This is a genomic window from Nocardioides anomalus, assembly GCF_011046535.1.
Classification (GTDB): Bacteria; Actinomycetota; Actinomycetes; order Propionibacteriales; family Nocardioidaceae; genus Nocardioides; species Nocardioides anomalus.
Genome location: NZ_CP049257.1, coordinates 476,415 through 494,549, shown reverse-complemented (window position 1 = coordinate 494,549; position 18,135 = coordinate 476,415). Strand labels below are relative to the sequence as shown.

17 protein-coding genes are annotated in these 18,135 nt (G+C 73.6%); 3 read left to right on the top strand and 14 right to left on the bottom strand.

Annotated elements, in window-relative coordinates:
• Position 1: 1 nt before the first annotated feature.
• From tsaD to glmS, 11 genes are read right to left on the bottom strand one after another with little or no spacing between them, the layout of a single operon-like run.
• On the bottom strand, positions 2–1,045 hold the full coding sequence (tsaD, locus tag G5V58_RS02605; protein WP_165228500.1) for a tRNA (adenosine(37)-N6)-threonylcarbamoyltransferase complex transferase subunit TsaD: 1,044 nt from the start codon (positions 1,043–1,045) through the stop codon (positions 2–4).
• Complete coding sequence (gene rimI / locus G5V58_RS02600) at positions 1,042–1,494, bottom strand: ribosomal protein S18-alanine N-acetyltransferase (RefSeq protein WP_165228499.1); 453 nt, start codon at positions 1,492–1,494, stop codon at positions 1,042–1,044. The genes tsaD and rimI overlap by 4 nt, the downstream gene beginning before the upstream one ends.
• Positions 1,491–2,129 (bottom strand): tRNA (adenosine(37)-N6)-threonylcarbamoyltransferase complex dimerization subunit type 1 TsaB, encoded by a 639-nt coding sequence (tsaB, locus tag G5V58_RS02595; protein ID WP_165228498.1) that lies wholly within the window; start codon positions 2,127–2,129, stop codon positions 1,491–1,493. Before tsaB ends, rimI begins: the two co-directional genes overlap by 4 nt.
• A complete protein-coding gene (locus tag G5V58_RS02590) occupies positions 2,129–3,217 on the bottom strand; it encodes a metallophosphoesterase (RefSeq protein WP_165228497.1) in 1,089 nt (362 codons plus the stop codon). Before G5V58_RS02590 ends, tsaB begins: the two co-directional genes overlap by 1 nt.
• Positions 3,214–4,170: a tRNA (adenosine(37)-N6)-threonylcarbamoyltransferase complex ATPase subunit type 1 TsaE gene (tsaE, locus tag G5V58_RS02585; protein WP_165228496.1), complete on the bottom strand. Its 957-nt coding sequence runs from the start codon at positions 4,168–4,170 to the stop codon at positions 3,214–3,216. The genes G5V58_RS02590 and tsaE overlap by 4 nt, the downstream gene beginning before the upstream one ends.
• The gene (locus G5V58_RS02580) at positions 4,167–5,222 is read right to left on the bottom strand and encodes an alpha/beta fold hydrolase (protein ID WP_165228495.1); all 1,056 of its coding nucleotides are present in this window, start codon (positions 5,220–5,222) and stop codon (positions 4,167–4,169) included. Before G5V58_RS02580 ends, tsaE begins: the two co-directional genes overlap by 4 nt.
• Positions 5,219–6,322: an alanine racemase gene (gene alr, locus G5V58_RS02575; RefSeq protein WP_165228494.1), complete on the bottom strand. Its 1,104-nt coding sequence runs from the start codon at positions 6,320–6,322 to the stop codon at positions 5,219–5,221. Before alr ends, G5V58_RS02580 begins: the two co-directional genes overlap by 4 nt.
• A complete protein-coding gene (locus tag G5V58_RS02570) occupies positions 6,319–7,689 on the bottom strand; it encodes an NAD(P)H-hydrate dehydratase (RefSeq protein ID WP_196240551.1) in 1,371 nt (456 codons plus the stop codon). The genes alr and G5V58_RS02570 overlap by 4 nt, the downstream gene beginning before the upstream one ends.
• Before the next feature lies 1 nt (position 7,690).
• Positions 7,691–7,993: a hypothetical protein gene (locus G5V58_RS02565; RefSeq protein ID WP_165228492.1), complete on the bottom strand. Its 303-nt coding sequence runs from the start codon at positions 7,991–7,993 to the stop codon at positions 7,691–7,693.
• Positions 7,994–8,015: 22 nt separating this feature from the next.
• Complete coding sequence (locus G5V58_RS02560; RefSeq protein WP_165228490.1) at positions 8,016–8,366, bottom strand: holo-ACP synthase; 351 nt, start codon at positions 8,364–8,366, stop codon at positions 8,016–8,018.
• A 21-nt stretch (positions 8,367–8,387) separates the two neighbouring features.
• Complete coding sequence (gene glmS / locus G5V58_RS02555; RefSeq protein WP_165228488.1) at positions 8,388–10,259, bottom strand: glutamine--fructose-6-phosphate transaminase (isomerizing); 1,872 nt, start codon at positions 10,257–10,259, stop codon at positions 8,388–8,390.
• Positions 10,260–10,348: 89 nt separating this feature from the next.
• On the opposite strand from glmS, the gene coaA reads away from it, so the two are divergent.
• The 3 genes from coaA (at position 10,349) to G5V58_RS26540 (ending at position 13,440) form a co-directional block, all read left to right on the top strand.
• Positions 10,349–11,329 (top strand): type I pantothenate kinase, encoded by a 981-nt coding sequence (coaA, locus tag G5V58_RS02550; protein ID WP_165228486.1) that lies wholly within the window; start codon positions 10,349–10,351, stop codon positions 11,327–11,329.
• Positions 11,330–11,400: 71 nt separating this feature from the next.
• Positions 11,401–12,387 (top strand): glycoside hydrolase family 6 protein, encoded by a 987-nt coding sequence (locus G5V58_RS02545; protein ID WP_165228484.1) that lies wholly within the window; start codon positions 11,401–11,403, stop codon positions 12,385–12,387.
• A 42-nt stretch (positions 12,388–12,429) separates the two neighbouring features.
• Positions 12,430–13,440 carry a response regulator transcription factor gene (locus G5V58_RS26540; RefSeq protein WP_165228482.1) on the top strand — a complete coding sequence of 337 codons (1,011 nt, stop codon included), beginning with the start codon at positions 12,430–12,432 and terminating at the stop codon, positions 13,438–13,440.
• Between the two features lie 1,137 nt (positions 13,441–14,577).
• Here the strand turns inward: G5V58_RS26540 and G5V58_RS02535 are convergent.
• The 3 genes from G5V58_RS02535 to G5V58_RS02525 form a co-directional block, all read right to left on the bottom strand.
• A complete protein-coding gene (locus G5V58_RS02535; RefSeq protein WP_165228480.1) occupies positions 14,578–15,321 on the bottom strand; it encodes a hypothetical protein in 744 nt (247 codons plus the stop codon).
• Complete coding sequence (locus G5V58_RS02530) at positions 15,318–16,796, bottom strand: glycosyltransferase family 2 protein (protein WP_230487021.1); 1,479 nt, start codon at positions 16,794–16,796, stop codon at positions 15,318–15,320. Before G5V58_RS02530 ends, G5V58_RS02535 begins: the two co-directional genes overlap by 4 nt.
• Positions 16,797–16,872: 76 nt before the next feature.
• Positions 16,873–18,111 carry an MSCRAMM family protein gene (locus tag G5V58_RS02525; protein ID WP_165228478.1) on the bottom strand — a complete coding sequence of 413 codons (1,239 nt, stop codon included), beginning with the start codon at positions 18,109–18,111 and terminating at the stop codon, positions 16,873–16,875.
• Between the last annotated feature and the right edge of the window lie 24 nt (positions 18,112–18,135).

Genomic DNA, 18,135 nt, shown 5'->3' with positions numbered 1-18,135 from the left:
ACTAGACGAGGACCTGGGTCACCGGCTGGCTGCTGTCGGCGGGGAGGTCGAGGTGCGAAGGCGTGCGCCCGCGCGCCACCATCTCGCTCCCCAGCGCCGCCACCATCGCGCCGTTGTCGGTGCACAGCCCCGGGCGCGGGACGCGGACCTGGACGCCGATCTTGGCCGCGCGCTCCTCGGCCATGGCCCGCAGCCGCGAGTTGGCCGCGACGCCGCCGCCGATGAGCAGGTCCTCGACGCCTTGGTCCTGCGCAGCGTCCAGGGCCTTGCGGACCAGCACGTCGCACACCGCCTCCTGGAACGACGCCGCGACGTCCTCGACCGGCACCGGCTCGCCGGCGCGCTCGCGGGCCTCGACCCAGCGCGCGACCGCGGTCTTCAACCCCGAGAAGGAGAAGTCGAAGCGGTGCCGCTCCAGGTCGCGCCGGCTAGTGAGGCCGCGCGGGAAGTCGATGGCCACCGAGCTGCCCGACCGGGCCGCGCGGTCGATGTGCGGGCCGCCCGGGAACGGCAGCCCGAGCAGCCGCGCCACCTTGTCGAAGGCCTCGCCGGCCGCGTCGTCGATGGTCGAGCCCAGCGGCTCGACCGTGCTCGTCACGTCCTCGACGCGCAGCAGCGACGAATGGCCGCCGCTGACCAGGAGCGCGAGGCACGGGTCGGGCAGCGGCCCGTGCTCGAGCTGGTCGACCGCCACGTGGGAGGCGAGGTGGTTCACGCCGTACAGCGGTTTCCCGAGCCCGATGGCCAGGGCCTTGGCCGCGGCCACCCCGACCAGCAGCGTGCCGGCCAGCCCGGGGCCCGAGGTGACGGCGATGGCGTCGACCTCGTCGAGGCGCACGCCGGCCGTCTCCGCCGCCCGCTCGAGGGTCGGGACCATGGCCTCGAGGTGCGCGCGGCTGGCGACCTCGGGCACCACGCCGCCGAACCGCGCGTGCTCCTCGACGCTGCTCGCGACGGCGTCGGCGAGCAGGGTCCGGCCGCGCACGATCCCGACGCCGGTCTCGTCGCAGGAGGTCTCGATCCCGAGGACCAGGGGTTCGCTCACGGCTCCATCCTCACAGGACGCTCCAGCACGACGGCGGTGGCGCCGCTGCGGTAGTAGCGCGGGCGCCGGCCCACCTCCACGAACCCGTGCGCGGCGTAGAAGGCCAACGCCTCGACGTTGTCCTCGCGGACCTCGAGCAGCAGCCGCGCGGCGCCCTCCCGACCCGCCGTCTCCAGCACGTCGGCCAGCAGCCTCGTCGCCAGGCCCTGCCTCCGCTGCTCGGGATCGACCGCGATCCGCTGCAGCTCGGCCACGTCGTCGACCAGGCTGGCCACGGCGTGGCCGACCACGCGGCCGTCGACCTCGGCCACCAGGTAGCGCACCGTCGGCAGCCGACCCGCGATCCCCTCGGCCACCAGCCCCTCGGACCACGCGTCGACCCCGAACCCCGCGGCCTCCGACGCCACGACCGCCGCCAGGTCCGCCTCGGTGGCCGGGCGCACGCTCACGAGACCTGCTTGGGCGCCCCGGGTGCCACCGCGTCCGGCCGCCGCAGGTACAGCGGCTCCGGGTCGTGCAGCTCGGCCCGCTCCTCGGCCACCACGCGCGCCAGCCACCCGGCGCTCGGCAGCACCGGCCCGGCCCCGTGCGGGAACGCCTCGGCGTACAGCACCGCGCCCTCCCCCACCACCGGCCGCTCGGTGGCCACGTCCGCCGGCCGCGCCACGTCCGGCCCGTCGAGCCGCGCCCCGGTCACGTCGTACGTCGCCAGGTAGACCTCTTTGCGCCGCGCGTCGGTCGCCACCACGAACTCCCCCGTCACCGTCCCCGACTCGACCGCCTCGGCTGCCAGGACGTCGAGCGTGCACACGCCGTACACCGGGATGTCCAGGACGAAGGCCAGCGTGCGGGCCGTGACCAGACCGACCCGCAGGCCGGTGAACGGACCCGGCCCGACGCCCACGGCCACCGCCGTGAGGTCCTGGCGGACCAGGCCGTTCTCGCCCAGCGCGCGCTCGATGAGCGGCGCGAGCTGCTCGCCGTGCTGGAGCCGGCGCTCGGAGGCGGCCTGCCAGACGACGTCGTCGCCGTCGTGCAGCGCGACCGTCACGAGCGGGGTGGCGGTGTCGAAGGCCAGCAGCATCAGAGCGCCCTCCAGTGCGTGGTGAGTCGGCCGTCGTCGTGGAGGAGGTGCAGCGCCAGGGTCGGTGGCGCGTCCTGCCAGATCCGGCCGAGGGGTTCGGCGTCCAGGGTGACCGTCGACGCGCTCCCACCGCCGACGAGCAGCGGGCGGCCGGCGAAGGTCGTGGCACCCGCGGTGTGCGCGTGACCGACCAGCGTGGCCACCACGTGCGGGTGCCGGCGCAGGACGTCCTCCAACCGCTCGGGCTCGCGCAGCAGGATCGGCGCCATCAGCTCGAGGCCGATGTCCACCGGCGGGTGGTGGAGGCAGACGAACGTCGGGCGATCGTCCTCGGCCAGGCTGGCGTCGAGCCAGGCCAGCTGGTCGTCGTCCAGCTCGCCGTGGTCCTGACGGACGCCGTCGACCGCGTCCACGAGCGAGTCGAGCCCGACCAGCCGCAGGCCGTCGAGCTCGACCGCCCCGACAACTGGGGGAATCGTTCCGTTCTGGAACCGATCGGTTCCCGCGCTGAACGGTTCCGTTCCGGACGGGAACGGTTCCGTTGCGGCCGCGAACGATTCCGCTCCGGAGGCGAACGGTTCGATTCCAGACCCGAACGATTCCGTTCCGGACGCGAACGATTCCGTTCCAGACCCGAACGATTCCGTTCCAGACCCGAACGATTGCGTTCCAGACGCGAACGATTCCGTTCCAGACCCGAACGATTCCGTTCCAGACCCGATCGATTGCGTTCCAGACGCGATCGGTTCGGTTCCAGACGCGAACGATTCCGTTCCAGACCCGAACGATCCGGTTCCAGACGCGAACGGTTGCGTTCCGGACCTGAACGGCTCGATGGCGGCACGAAACGGTGCGCGCACGTCGTGGTTGCCGGTGAGCACGAGCCGCGGACCGGGCCAGCGGTCGAGGACGGCGACCGCCTCGTCGTACTCCTCGGGCCGACCGTGGTCGGCGATGTCCCCGCTGACCAGCAACGCATCGGGCCGCGGTTCCATCGCGAGCAGGTGGTCGACCAGCCGCTCGGCGCGGCTCCGCGCGTCCGGCGGTCCGCCGACGTGCGTGTCGGACAGGTGGGCGAGGGTGATCACCCGAGCCCCCGGAACGACAGCGCGTGCCAGCGCGGGCCGACGGGGGTGATCTCGACGCGGCGGTGCTCGTCGGCGCCTTCGTCGTCACCCGCCTCGCCGCGCACGATGTTGACCTCGAGCCGGCTCTCGGAGAGCCCCTCGGCGATGCCCTCGCCCCACTCGACGACGGTGACGGCGTCATCGAGGGAGGTGTCGAGGTCCAGGTCGTCGAGCTCGGCCACGCCACCGAGCCGGTAGGCGTCGACGTGGACCAGCGGCGGGCCGCCGATCTCGCTCGGGTGGACGCGGGCGATGACGAACGTCGGCGAGGTGACCTGGCCGCGGACGCCGAGGCCGGCGCCGAGGCCCTGGGTGAACGTCGTCTTGCCGGCGCCGAGGGAACCGGTGAGCACGAGCAGGTCGCCGGGGCGGAGCTGACCGGCCACGGAACGGCCGAGGCCGCGCATGGCCTCGGCGTCGGGAGCCTGGTAGACCGCGGTGCGCAGGGGGCGGCGCAGCTCGACGTTCGGCGAGCGGCGGCCGATCTCGCGGAAGCCCTGGCGCTCCCAGAACGCGATGGTCGCGGGCAGCTCCTCGCGGGCGACGACGGTGAGGTCGTCGTAGCCGTCGGCGGCCTCGACGGCGGCGTCGATGAGGACGGCGGCGATGCCGTGGTGCTGGAGGGCGGGTACGACGCCGACGCGACGCAGGTACATCGTCGAGCCGGAGGGGTCGAGCACCAGGGCGCCGGCGGGCTCGCCGTCGACGCGGGCGAGGAGGCCGCCGTGCTCGGCCAGGTGTCGCTCGAGCTGGGCGGGCGTCTCGGCCAGCGCGGCGGCCGGCGGGTCGAGCGGCGGGCGGGCGCTGAAGGCGGCGTGCACCACGTCGTGGACGATTGCGGCCGCCTCGGGGCCGACGCGCTCGACGGCGACGACCGCGTCGGGGGCGCCCGACGAGCGGTCGGGGGCGCTCACGGGTGCCCCACCCGCTCGGCGGCGGCGGAGAGCAGCTGGTCGAGGGCGGCGTTGACCTGGCCGTGCCGCTCGAGCAGGACCAGGTGGCCGGCGCCCTCGCACTCAAGCAGCGTCGAGCCCTGGATGCGTGCGTGGAGCTTGCGGCTGTGGCCGATGGAGGTCAGCCGGTCGGAGGTCCCGCAGATGATGGTGGTGGGCACGCGGCCCATCACCTCGACGGCGTCGAACTTGTCCAGGCTGCGGAAGCTCGGGAAGAACTCCGCGACCACCTCGAACGGCGTGCTGGAGAGCATGTGGTCGACGAAGTCGACGTACGCCGCCGGCACCTCGTCGCCGAACGCGAACAGGTCGGTGGCCACCCGCGCCACGCTGCGGCCGGCGCGGCGGGCGCCGTCGACGAGCTGGTGTCGGCGTGCGAGCGTCCGGATGGTGCGGTTGGCCAGCTCGCCACCGAGCTTGGCCGGCAGCAGGGGCAGCAGGACCCGGCTCGGGTCCAGGCCGCCGGCGGTGGTCGAGATCAGCCCGACGCCGACGACCCGGTCGCCGAAGGCCTCGGGGTGCTGCTCGGCGTACGCCACGACCGTCATGCCGCCCATCGAGTGACCGACCAGGACGACCGGCCCGTCGGGCACGACGTGGTCGAGGACGGTCTGCAGGTCGCGGCCGAGCTGGTCGATGGTGGCGTGGCCGTCGGGCGAGCGTCCGGAGCGGCCGTGCGAGCGCTGGTCGTAGTAGACGGCGCGGACCAGGCCGCGGTACGCCGCGCGCTGGAAGTGCCAGCAGTCCAGGTTGAGCGCGTAGCCGTGACAGAACACGACCGTGAGCGGGCTCGACGCGGCGCCGTGCTCGAGCTCGTCGACCTCGACGTGGAGGGGTACGCCGTCCTCGGCGACCACCGTCAACGGCTTGCTGTGCAGGCTCCCGAACGGCGTGCTGTCCACACGGCGGCGGCCGATGGCGCGGTCCTGGCGGCGTACGCCGAACGCGGCGCCGGCCGCGGCCAGGCCGACCGCGCCCGCGGCGGCCCCGAGGATGCGACGGCGGGCGCTCATGGGCCAAGTCTGTCGGTGTCGACGTAGGTCCGGGTGAACCGGCCCCCGATCCTGGTCACGATCTCGTAGCTGATCGTCCCGCAGGCCTCGGCCCAGTCCTGCGCGGTGGGCTCGCCGTGGTCGCCGGGCCCGAAGACGACCACCTCGGCGCCGGCGCCCGGGTCGTCGCCGTCGAGGTCGACGACCAGCTGGTCCATGCAGATCCGGCCGCGGACCGGCCGGCGCCGGCCGGCCACCCAGACCTCGGCGTGGTTGCCGCCGACGCGCGGGAGCCCGTCGCCGTATCCGGCGGGGACCAGCCCCAGGGTGGTGGGCCGGGAGGCCGTCCAGGTCCGGCCGTAGGAGACCGCGTCCCCGGCGTCGACGGCCTTGACCAGGGCCAGATGGGCTCGCGCGGTCATGGCCGGGCGCAGGCCGAGGTCGGGGGTGTGGCCGGGCGCCGGGTCCAGGCCGTACGACGCGATGCCGCAGCGCACCAGGTCACGCCGCGCGCTCGGGCGCAGGATGGCCGCGGCCGAGTTGGCCAGGTGCGTCACCTCCGGGTCCAGCCCGTGCCGGCGGGCCAGGGCGAGCGCCTCGTCGAAGGCGCGCTCCTGGTCGTCGTTGGCCGGGTCGTCCGGCTCGTCGCTGCTGGAGAAGTGCGTCCACAGCCCGGTCACGCGCACGCCCTCGGCCGCGGCCCGGGCGAACAGCCCCTCCCACTGGGCGCGGGGCGCGCCGCCGCGGTGCAGGCCGGTGTCCACCTTGATCTGCACGCGGGCGTCGAGACCGGTGGCCAGCACCTCGATGAGCGCGGCCTCGGAGTACACCGTGACGTCCACGTCGCGGGAGATGGCCGCGGCCCAGTCGTCGCCGGGCGTCGTGAGCCAGCACAGCGCGCGACCGGTGTCGCCGGACTCGCGCAGCGCGACCGCCTCGGCGATGGTGGCGACCCCGATCCAGTCGGCGCCACCCTCGCGCGCGGCCCGGGCCGCCTCGGCCAGGCCGTGTCCGTAGCCGTCGGCCTTGACCACCGTCATCATCGCCGTGCCGGTGAGCTCCTTGAGCACCCGCACGTTGTGCCGGATCGCGGCCAGGTCGACGACGAGCTCGGGGCTCACCCGAGCACCTCGCGCACGACCTCGGGGACCGCCAGCGCCACCTCGCTCGCGGTGATCGGACCGCCGTCGGAAGCCAGCGTGGCGGCCGCGCCGTGCAGCCAGGCGCCCACGCTCGCGGCGTCGTACGCCGGCAGCCCGGCGGCCAGCAGCGCGCCGACCAGGCCGCCGAGCACGTCGCCCGCGCCGGCGGTGGCCAGCCAGGACGGACCGGTGGTGTTGACGCGGGTGCGCCCGTCGGGGCGGGCGATGACCGTGCGCCGGCCCTTGAGCAGCACGACCGCGTCGTAGCGCTCGGCGGCCAGCCGCGCGAAGTGCAGCGGCCGCGCCTCCACGTCGTCGCGCTCCTCGTCCAGCATGGCCGCGAGCTCGCCGGCGTGCGGGGTGAGCACCGCGGCCTGGCCGGGCTCGACGTGCGACAGCGCGTCGGCGTCGGCCACGACCGGGACGCCGTGCTCGAGCGCCGCGCGCAGCTCGTCGCCGGCGTGCTCGCCGCCGCCGGAGCCGACGACCCACGCCTGGACCCGTCCGGCGCCGACGACCTCGGGGTGCTGCTCGCGCACGGTGTGCGCGACGGCCTCCTCGCCGACGTAGCGCACCATGCCGCACAGCCCGGTGTTCGCGCCGGAGACGCTGAGCAGGGCGGCGCCGGGGTACTCCGCGCTGCCGGCGCGCACACCGACGACCCCGCGGGCGTACTTCTGGCTCTCCAGCCCCGGCCGCGGCAGCAGCGCCGCGACGTCCTCGGGCTGGAGCGCCTCGACCGCCGGCTCCGGCAGGGTCAGCCCGATGTCGACCAGGTGGACCGCGCCGCACGCCTGGGCGGCCGGGTCGACGAGGTGGCAGACCTTGCGGGTCCCGAAGGTCACCGTGACCGCGGCCTCGACGTGGTCGCCGTCGACCTCGCCGGTGTCGACGTCGACGCCACTGGGGGCGTCGACCGCGACCACGGGTACGCCGTGCAGCAGCTTGAGCGCGTCGGCCGCCTCGGACCGCAGGCCGCCCCGACCGCCGATCCCCACGATCCCGTCGAGCACCACCTCAGGTCGGCGCGAGGGCCGGTCGACGCGGCGGCCGCCGGCCCGGAGCAGCGCCGCCAGTCCGCCCTCGTGGGCCCGCGACGACAGCAGCCAGGCCTCGACCGCCACCCCGCGCCGGGCCAGCAGCGCGCCGGCGAACAGCGCGTCGCCGCCGTTGTCGCCGGAGCCGACGAGGAGCAGCACCCGCCGCCCGTACGCCGAGCCGAGGAGGTCCAGCACCGCCGCGGCCAGCCCCGCCGCGGCCCGCTGCATGAGCGTGCCCTCGGGCAGCCGCGCCATCAGCTCCGCCTCGGCCGCCCGGACCTGCTCGACGGTGTGCGCGTGGAGCACGTCAGCGCCCCTCGATGTCGCAGTCGAGCGCGTCGGCGATGTGCTGCTCGTAGTCCGACAGGTCGTCGTAGCTGCGTGGGTCGCCCCCGTCGCGAGCGGTGACGAAGGCGCAGTTGAGGGCCCGCTGGTCGGCGCGCTCGCCGTACACCGTCCACGCGGTGTACGCCGAGGCGCCGGCACCCAGGAACACCCCGACCGCGATGAGGGAGAGCAGGACGCCGGTGCGGTCGCGCGGCGGCCGGGCGGGCCGCGGCTCGCCCCGCCCCACGTCGACGACCTCGATCGGGCGGAACTCGTCGCTCACCGCCTCAGCCTAGGCGGCCGGCTCAGCCCTCGAGGACCACGACGGCCGAGGCGATGCCGGCGTCGTGGGAGAGCGAGAGGTGCACCGACGCGGCGCCGAGCTCGTCGGCGCGCGCCCGCACCGTGCCGCGCAGCTCGAACAGCGGGCGCCCGGAGGACTCCGAGACCACCTCGGCGTCCTGCCAGCGCAGGCCGCGGGGAGCGCCCAGCGCCTTGGCCAGCGCCTCCTTGGCGGCGAACCGCGCGGCCAGCGAGGCCAGCGGCCGGTCGAGCTCACCGGGCGTGAACAGGCGCGGGCCCAGTCCGGGCGTGCGCGACAGCGACTCGCCGAACCGCGCGATGTCGACCACGTCGATGCCCACCCCGACGATCACGGCCCGGTCACCAAGGCGAGCTCACTCGACCGTGACGGACTTGGCCAGGTTGCGCGGCTGGTCGACGTCGTGCCCGAGCAGGCTGGCCAGCTCGCAGGCGAACAGCTGCAGCGGCACCACGGCCACCAGCGGCTGGAGCAGGACGGGCACCCGGGGCAGCCGGATCAGGTGGTCGGCGTACGGCTCGATCCGCTCGTCGCCCTCCTCGGCCAGGCAGATCGTACGCGCGCCGCGGGCGCGGACCTCCTGGATGCCGCTGAGCATCTTGTCGTGCAGCTGGTCGCGGCCCTGCGGGGGCACGACGCAGAAGACCGGGATGCCGGGCTCGATCAGCGCGATCGGGCCGTGCTTGAGCTCACCGGCCGCGAAGCCCTCGGCGTGGAGGTAGGCGATCTCCTTGAGCTTGAGCGCGCCCTCGAGGGCCACGGGATAGCCGGCGTGCCGACCCAGGAACAGCACCGAGCGGGCCGAGGCGTGCGACCGCGCCAGCGCGTAGACGGAGTCGGCGCCGTCCAGCACCGACTCGATCTGGGCCGGGATGGCCTCGAGCTGGGTGACGACCTCGGTGATCTCGTCGCCGAAGCGGGTGCCCTTGACCTGGGCGAGGTAGAGCGCGAGCAGGTAGCAGGCGACCAGCTGGGTCAGGAACCCCTTGGTCGAGGCCACGCCGATCTCGGGGCCGGCGTGGGTGTAGATGACCGCGTCGGACTCGCGCGGGATGGTCGAGCCGTTGGTGTTGCAGATGGCCAGCACCTTGGAGCGCTGGGTGCGCGCGTGCCGGATCGCCTGCAGGGTGTCGGCGGTCTCGCCGGACTGGGAGATGGCCACGACGAGCGTGGAGTAGTCGAGGATCGGGTCGCGGTAGCGGAACTCCGAGGACAGCTCGACCTCGACCGGGATGCGGGTCCAGTGCTCGATGGCGTACTTGGCCACCATGCCGGCGTAGAACGACGTCCCCGCCGCGATGATGATGATCTTGTCGATGTCGCGCAGCTCCTGGTCCGACAGGCGCATCTCGTCGAGCTGGAGCTGGCCGGTCGCCGTACGCCGGCCGAGCAGCGAGTCGGCCACCGCGCGCGGCTGCTCGAAGATCTCCTTGCGCATGAACCAGTCGTGGCCCTCCTTCTCGGCCGACGACAGGTCCCAGTCGACGTGGTAGTGCCGGCCCTCCTGCGGCACTCCGTAGAAGTCGGTGACCTCGACCCCGGAGCGGGTGATGGTGACGACCTGGTCCTGGCCGAGCTCGAGCGCATCGCGGGTGTGCTCGATGAACGCCGCCACGTCGGAGCCGAGGAAGTTCTCGCCCTCCCCCAGGCCGACGACGAGCGGGGAGTTGCGGCGCGCGGCCACGACCCGCTCCGGGTCGAGGGCGTCCACGGCCACGAGCGTGAACGCGCCCTCGAGCTGCTGGCAGACCCGCTGCATCGCGACGGTGAGGTCGAGCCCGGACTGCAGCTGCAGCTCGAGGAGCTGGGCGGCCACCTCGGTGTCGGTCTCGGAGACCAGCGTGATGTCGTCGGCCTCGAGCCGGGACCGCAGCTCGGCGAAGTTCTCGATGATCCCGTTGTGGACCAGCGCCACCCGGCCGGCGCCCGGGCTGTCGGGCGAGCCGTGCAGGTGGCCGACGTGCGGGTGGGCGTTGACGTCGTTGGGCGCGCCGTGGGTGGCCCAGCGGGTGTGGCCGACCCCGGTGTGCGAGGGCGGCAGCGGCTGCTCGGCGATGGCCTTCTCGAGGTTGGCCAGCTTGCCGGCCTTCTTGGACACGGCGAGCGCGGAGTCGGCCACGAGGGCGATCCCGGCCGAGTCGTAGCCGCGGTACTCCAGGCGCCGCAGCCCGTCGATCACCACGTCCTGGGCCTGCTTCGGCCCGACGTAGCCGACGATCCCGCACATGGATCCCCATGCTACTGAGCCCGGGCGCTGATCCCGCTGAGGCCGGGGCCGCCGGCCCGCACCCGCGGACGGCTGACACAATCCCGCGCATGTCCCACGGCTCGAGCCCTGGCCACGGTCACGACGGCTCGCACGAGCCGTCGCCGTACATCGAGCTCGACCGGGAGGCGTGGGCCCGCCTCGCCCACCAGGTCGAGGACCCGCTGACCGAGGCCGAGATCACCGCGCTGCGCGGCCTGGGCGAGCAGCTGGACCTCCAGGAGGTCCGCGACGTCTACCTGCCGATCAGCCGGCTGCTGAGCCTGTACGTCGAGAAGGCCGGCCAGCTGCACCGTGAGCAGGAGGAGTTCCTGCACCGGGCCACGCCCCCGCGCACGCCGTTCGTGATCGGGCTGGCCGGCTCGGTCGCGGTCGGGAAGTCGACCACCGCGCGCGTGCTCCAGCACCTGCTCGCGCACTGGCCGGAGCACCCCAACGTCGCGCTGGTGACCACCGACGGCTTCCTCTACCCCAACGCCGAGCTCCAGCGGCGCGGGCTGATGCAGCGCAAGGGGTTCCCCGAGTCCTACGACCGCCGCGCGCTGCTGCGCTTCGTGGTGGACATCAAGTCCGGCAAGGACGAGGTCGAGGCGCCGCTCTACGACCACCTGACCTACGACGTGGTGCCCGACCACAAGGTCCGCGTCGAGCACCCCGACATCGTCATCATCGAGGGCCTCAACGTCCTCCAGCCGGCCCGCACCCGCGAGGACGGCCGCACCGGCCTCGCGGTCAGCGACTTCTTCGACTTCTCGGTCTTCGTCGACGCCAAGACCGCCGACATCAAGGACTGGTACGTCTCGCGCTTCCTGCGGCTGCGCGAGACCGCGTTCCGCGACCCGGGGTCGTACTTCACCAAGTACGGCGCGCTCTCGCGCGACCAGGCCGTGGCCGAGGCCACCCGGATCTGGGACTCCATCAACGGGCCCAACCTGGCCGAGAACGTGCTCCCCACCCGCTCCCGGGCCACGCTCGTGCTCCGCAAGTCCGCCGACCACTCGGTGCGCTACGTGCGGCTGCGCAAGATCTGACCCGCGCAGCCGAGGCTCCCGGATCCGGGGGTTCGGCCCCGCGGCGCGCGGGGCCGGGAGACCATGGGGGCGTGCTGCGACGACTGGTGCTCGCCGCGGTCGTGCTCGGGGTCACCACCGGGTGCGGCCCGGGCGGAGACGACCCGACCCCGGCGGAGCCGACCCCGCTGGGCAGCGGGAACCCGTTCCAGGAGCGCGCGCAGTACGACGCCCCGGACCCGGCCCTGGTCTCCGCGGCCAAGCAGGCCGCCGCGGACGGCGACCAGCACGCCAGCGACGTGCTCACCCGCCTGGACGGCGTTCCGACCGGCATCTGGCTCACCCCCGAACGCAGCCCCACCCCGGACGACGTCGCGGCGTACGTCACCGAGGCGGTCACCGCGGCCGCGGACCAGGACGAGGTCCCGGTGTTCGTCGTCTACGGCGTGCCCGACCGCGACTGCACCGGTGGGCTGTCCAGCGGCGGGCTGACCGCCGAGACCTACGAGCCGTGGGTGGATGCCATCGCTCAGGCGGCCGGCTCGTCGTCGGTCGTGGTGCTCGAGCCGGACGCGCTCCCGGGTGCCGTGCAGTGCGGGGTCGCCGACCAGCGGGTGCCGCTGCTCAAGCAGGCCGTCGACGCCCTCGACCACGCCGGCGTGATGACCTATCTCGACGCGGGCCACTCCGACTGGCTGCCCGCCGACCAGATCGCCGAGCTCCTCAAGCAGGTCGGGGTGGCGAGTACGCGCGGCTTCAGCGTGAACGTGTCGAACTACCAGCCCACCAGCGCCGAGACGGCGTACGCCGAGCAGCTGAGCGGCATGCTCGGTGGCGCGCACTACGTCGTGGACACCGGCCGCAACGGCCTCGGCGCGGGCGCCGTGACCGACTGGTGCAACCCCTCGGGCCAGGCCCTGGGCCGCGAGCCGGGCTTCATCGACGACGGGACCGCGCTCGACGCCTACGTCTGGGTCAAGCCGCCGGGCGAGAGCGACGGGACCTGCAACGGCGGTCCCGCGGCCGGTCAGCTGTGGCCGCAGCGCGCGGTGGAGCTCGCCACCGCCGCCGGATGGTAGGAAAGCCGGTCCAGTCCGCTGGTCGTTGCATACGCTGGTCCCGTGACCGAGCAGCGCTACGCCGTCGTGATCGAGGACGACGTCGACGCCCGTGAGCTGACCGAGCTGGTGCTGACCCAGTCCGGCTTCACGGTCGTCACGGCCGAGGACGGACCGTCCGGCATCGAGGCGGTGCGGACCTACGACCCGCTGATCACCACCTGCGACGTGCAGATGCCCGGCATGGACGGCTTCGCCGTGACCAAGCGGATCCGCGAGTTCAGCCTCACCTACCTGATCATGGTCACCTCGATGGCCAGCGAGATCGACATCATCCAGGGCTTCGAGTCCGGCGCCGACGACTACCTCGTCAAGCCGTTCCGCCCCCGCGAGCTGCGCGCCCGCGCCGACGCCATGCTGCGCCGGATGCGCCTCGGCGGGCCGGCCGCCAACGGCGCCGGCGGTGCCGCCGCGGCCCCCGCCGCCAAGCCCGAGGCCACCGGCTGGGCCACCGAGGCCGCCCGCGAGCTCCGCGAGAACCCCTTGCCGCCCACCCCGGCCTTCGGCACGCCGCCCGCCGCCGAGCCGGCCCCCGCCGCGCCCGCCGGCCCGCGCCACGTGGCCCCGGTCGACGAGCCCACCGGCCCGCCGCCGCCCACCCCGCTGCCCGTCCGGGAGCCGGCGCCCGAGCCGGCCACCCCGCTGCCCGAGCCCGCCGTGGCCTCCGGCGCGGCGTACGTCGGCGCCACGACCGGCCTCCTCGAGCACGCCGGCATCAAGCTCGACGCCCAGACCGGCCGCACGACGTACCAGGGCCGCGCGCTGGACCTCAGCCCGCAGGAGTTCGACCTGCTCAGCACGCTCATGCACACCGGTCGCCGGGTCCGCTCCAAGGCCGACCTGGTCCTCGCGCTGCGCGGACAGAACTACATCACCAGCCACTTCGTCAACGAGGCCGACAAGCGCCAGGTCGACGCCCACATCGCCAGCCTGCGCACCAAGCTCGGCGACGACGCCGCCAGCCCCACGGTCATCGAGACCGTGAGAGGCGTCGGCTACCGCCTCGCTAGTTGAACCGCCGCGCCTCCGGGCGCCGCCTCACGACCGACCGGACCAGCAGGCTCGGCGCGCCGAACCGGCCCGCGTGCCGACCGGAGCGAGCCCTGGGCGAGCCAGGGAGGTGCGCGGGACGGTTCGTCAGAGCGCGCCGAGCACGCCGTGCCGGAGGCGCGGCCAGCAGGCTCGGCGCGCCGAACCGGCCCGCGTGCCGACCGGAGCGAGCCCTGGGCGAGCCAGGGAGGTGCGCGGGACGGTTCGTCAGAGCGCGCCGAGCACGCCGTGCCGGAGGCGCGCGGCCAAGCAGGCCCGGCGCGCCGAATCGGCCCGCGTGCCGACCGGAGCGAGCCCCTGGGCGAGCCAGGGAGGTGCGCGGGACGGTTCGTCAGAGCGCGCCGAGCACGCCGTGCCGGAGGCGCGCGGCCAGCAGGCTCGGCGCGCCGAATCGGCCCGCGTGTCGACCGGAGCGAGCCCTGGGCGAGCCAGGGAGGTGCGCGGGACGGTTCGTCAGAGCGCGCCGAGCACGCCGTGCCGGAGGCGCGGCCAGCAGGCTCGGCGCGCCGAACCGGCCCGCGTGCCGACCGGAGCGAGCCCCTGGGCGAGCCAGGGAGGTGCGCGGGACGGTTCGTCAGAGCGCGCCGAGCACGCCGTGCCGGAGGCGCGGCCAGCAGGCTCGGCGCGCCGAACCGGCCCGCGTGCCGACCGGAGCGAGCCCTGGGCGAGCCAGGGAGGTGCGCGGGACGGTTCGTCAGAGCGCGCCGAGCACGCCGTGCCGGAGGCGCGCGGCCAAGCAGGCCCGGCGCGCCGAATCGGCCCGCGTGCCGACCGGAGCGAGCCCCTGGGCGAGCCAGGGAGGTGCGCGGGACGGTTCGTCAGAGCGCGCCGAGCACGCCGTGCCGGAGGCGCGCGGCCAGCAGGCTCGGCGCGCCGAATCGGCCCGCGTGTCGACCGGAGCGAGCCCTGGGCGAGCCAGGGAGGTGCGCGGGACGGTTCGTCAGAGCGCGCCGAGCACGCCGTGCCGGAGGCGCGGCCAGCAGGCTCGGCGCGCCGAACCGGCCCGCGTGCCGACCGGAGCGAGCCCCTGGGCGAGCCAGGGAGGTGCGCGGGACGGTTCGTCAGAGCGCGCCGAGCACGCCGTGCCGGAGGCGCGGCCAGCTAATTGGCGTCCACCGGGATCGACTGCGAGGTGGTGGGCTGGTCGGAGGCGAAGATCGCGATCGGGACCTGCTGGGTGACCTGCTGGCGGGTGAACTTCCCGGAGCCGGCGGCGGTCTCGACGGCTACGTCGGCGGTCAGCGTGAGGGTCACGCCGATGGTGTCGTCGGAGACGTCGCCGATCTCCTGGTTGCGCAGCTCGAAGGCGCCCTTGGGCGAGGTGATGAGCATGCCCCACTTGGTGGTGAGCGGCTGGGGGTCGAAGGTGACCTTGGGGGCCTTCGCGTCCAGGGTGTACGGCGACTCGGTGGCGCCGCCGTTGCTGGTGGTGGTGGCCGAGGTGACCGCGACGTGGCTGAGGTAGACCTTGCGCTTGGTCTTGAACGGCGCGCGGATGTCCTGGCTCAGGTCGTAGGCCTGGAAGGTGAAGGAGAAGTACTTCCCGCCCTTGGGGTACCACTCGTTGGTCCGCGGCGTGGACTTGGTCGGGTAGAGCGTGTAGACGAAGTCCATCCCCGGTGCCTGGTCCAGCGTGATGTGGGACTGGAAGGTCCCGTCGCGGGTGAACTGCGAGTCGAAGGCCGGCTGCGCGGCGGTGGGCGAGGCCGAGGGCGTGGGCTTGGCGTCGGAGCTCTTGTCGTCGTCGCTGAGGCCGAGCTGGCTGCAGCCGGAGCCGAGCAGCGCGAGCGAGAGGACGCCGGCGGCCAGGAGGGCGCGGGGCGTGCGGGACGAGCGGCGGGTCATGCCTTGTACCCCCGGTAGCGCCGGAGCGCCTTGAGCGACATCCAGGCGGTCTGGAGGACGGTGAGGATGCCCAGGATCGGCCAGCAGACCGCCAGGGTGTCGGAGCGGACGCCGACGGGCAGCTGCAGCCAGATGGCGGCCGCGGCGGCGAGGAAGACGAGCAGGGCGAGGAACGGGTAGAGGTAGCTCGACCCCTTGCCGCGCTCGGCCTTGGCCTGGGCCGCCCAGTTGTCGGTCTGGGTGCGGCTGAAGAACTTCACCCAGGCGCGCACGAAGTGGCCCATCCGGATCCACATGTAGACCTCCGCGGGCGCGAAGGTCAGGGCGAAGACGTAGTCCTTGCGGTTGGCGAAGGCCATCGAGCGCGCGACGCGGTAGTTCAGGAACTGCGCGGCCAGCGGCGGCAGCAGCCACCAGGCGCGGAAGACGAAGGCGTGGATCGACAGCGAGCCCAGCAGCAGCAGCAGGAAGCCGATGCGGGTGAACATGTTCAGCACCATCGAGGCGTGCTCGAACCACCGCAGCCGCAGGTTCGGGTGCAGCGGTTGCCCACGGGTGTCGCCGCGCTGACCGGGCCACATCAGGTCGATGGCGCCGTAGTTCCACTTGACCTGCTGGCCGTCCAGCGAGCGCAGTGTGGTCATGCCGCCCACGTGGGCGTAGGCCTTGGCGCTGATCTTGGTCAGGTAGCCGGCGCTCTTGATCTGCAGCGAGAGCAGCGAGTCCTCGACCTCGGAGTCGTTGACCCACGGCGTGCGCTGGTGGGTGTCCTTGAGGACCTGCTTGAGCGCCTTGGTCGAGAAGATCGAGAACTGCCCACCGAGGACGGCCATGTTGCGGCCCTTGAGCAGGTTCTGCATGTTGAACGCCGAGAACTGCGCGCGCTGCCCGGCGATGAGGAACTTCGACATCAGCCCGTCGAGCGCGCTGTCGTCGATGGAGTAGATCGCCGAGATGCCGCCGATCCGGTCGTCGCTGGAGATCTCGTCGACCAGCGCTTCGAGCGCGTTGGGCTCGGGCGTGGTGTCGCCGTCCACGCCGAGCAGGAAGTCCATGCCCTCGACCAGGCTGTAGCCGTAGTTGAGGGCGCCGACCTTCTTGTCGGGGTTCTTGCCGATGTCGTGGACGTAGATGACCGTCGACTGCTCACCCGAGGGCGTGAGACGGGTGTGCGGCCCGGCGTAGTGGCTGGCCACCTCGACGGAGTCGTCGGTGGTGTTGTTGATGATCACGTGGATCACGTCGGGCAGGCGGGTCTGCATGAGCAGGGAGTCCAGGACGCCGGCGATGGTCTCGCCCTCGTTGTACGCCGGGATGATGCAGCCCACGGTCGGCCGCTGGCTGGGCAGCGTGGCCAGCTCGTCGGCCAGCGTGTCGGCGTAGTCGCTCAGCCCCTGGTCACGACGCAGGACGTACTCGTTGCCGGGGGTCGCGGTCGGCACCGTCTTGAGGGACCCGGACCCTTCCTCACTCACGGGCCCAATTCTGCGGCCTGCGAGCGGTCTGGACAGCCGAACAGCGGAATTGTGGTGCGGATCCCACCCGTCCGGGTCAGGGCTGGCAGGAGGCGTCCTGGTCCGCGCCGGCCAGGTGCGGCAGCGAAAGGACACCCAGTGGTGTGACCTGGCCCGCAGTGACCGAGATGCCGGGGATCGTCGTGGTGCCGAACTTGCAGTAGGCGGCCCCCCGCAGGTACGGCGCGGTGCCGCCGCTGGGTTGCGCCACGAGGGTCAGCCCCGAGGCGGTGTCGAGCTGCCCACCGACGGTGAACGTGCCGTCCGCGGCGGTGGTCCCGCTGGCCACCAGGGCCCCGGTCCCGTCGTACAGCGAGACCGCGACGGGGCTCAGCGGCTTGGAGGCGTCCTTGCTGTCCACGACCGCGCCGCCGACCGACGCACCGGGTCGGGTCAGGCGCAGGGTCCCGAAGGAGGTGCGCCCCTTCTTGACCTTGCCAGTGACCGGCAGCGTGCCGCCGAGGTAGCCGCCCGCGCCGGGGATGACGAGGGTGTACTTGCCCGGGTAGAGCCCGGAGAAGGTGACCGATCCGTGCGCGGCCTTCTCGGTCCAGAACTGGCCGTTGCTCTTGCTGACCGCCGTCACGAAGGCGACGTCGGGGTAGGGCTGGTCGCCGGCGTACAGGTCGACGACGAAGCGGCCGGCCTTGGTGGTCAGCTTGACGTTGGTCTTCTTGAAGGTCCCGGCCTTCATCCGCGGCAGGTAGGTGCTCTTGCCCACGAACTGCTTGCGCCGGTCGTAGGTGAAGATCGAGTAGCTGCCCGGCGGGAGCCCGCCCAGGGCGTACTCCCCCTGCTTGTTGGCCGTCGTCTCGAAGGAGTTCTGCTCCTTGTTGGCCGCCACGATCCGCGCCCCGCCCGCGGGCTTGCCGCCGGCCGTGACCACGCCACCGATCGCTGCGCCGGTGCGCAGCCGGACGTTCTTGATCGCGGTCGCGCCGCTGCTCACGGTCACCGTCACGTCGGCCGGGTAGTACTTCTCGACGTCGTACGCCGGGCGCTGATCGGTGAACTGCAGGTGGTAGGTCCCCGGCTCGAGCACCAGCGAGTAGCCGCCGCCGCGCGCCTTGCGCGCCCCGAGGTAGGTCCAGTCCTCGGTGAACCACGAGACCTTGACCTTCGGGTTGGTGTCGCCGTGCGCGCCGGTGATGGTGCCGCGCACCCGACCGGTCGCGGCCTCCGCGGGGGCCGACCCGAGCGCCACCAGGGCCGGAGCCAGCAGCGCGAGGAGCAGGGTGAGCAGCGCGAGCGCGCGCGTGCGCCGAGAGGGGTCCACGAGACCACGCTAGGTCGCCCCGCC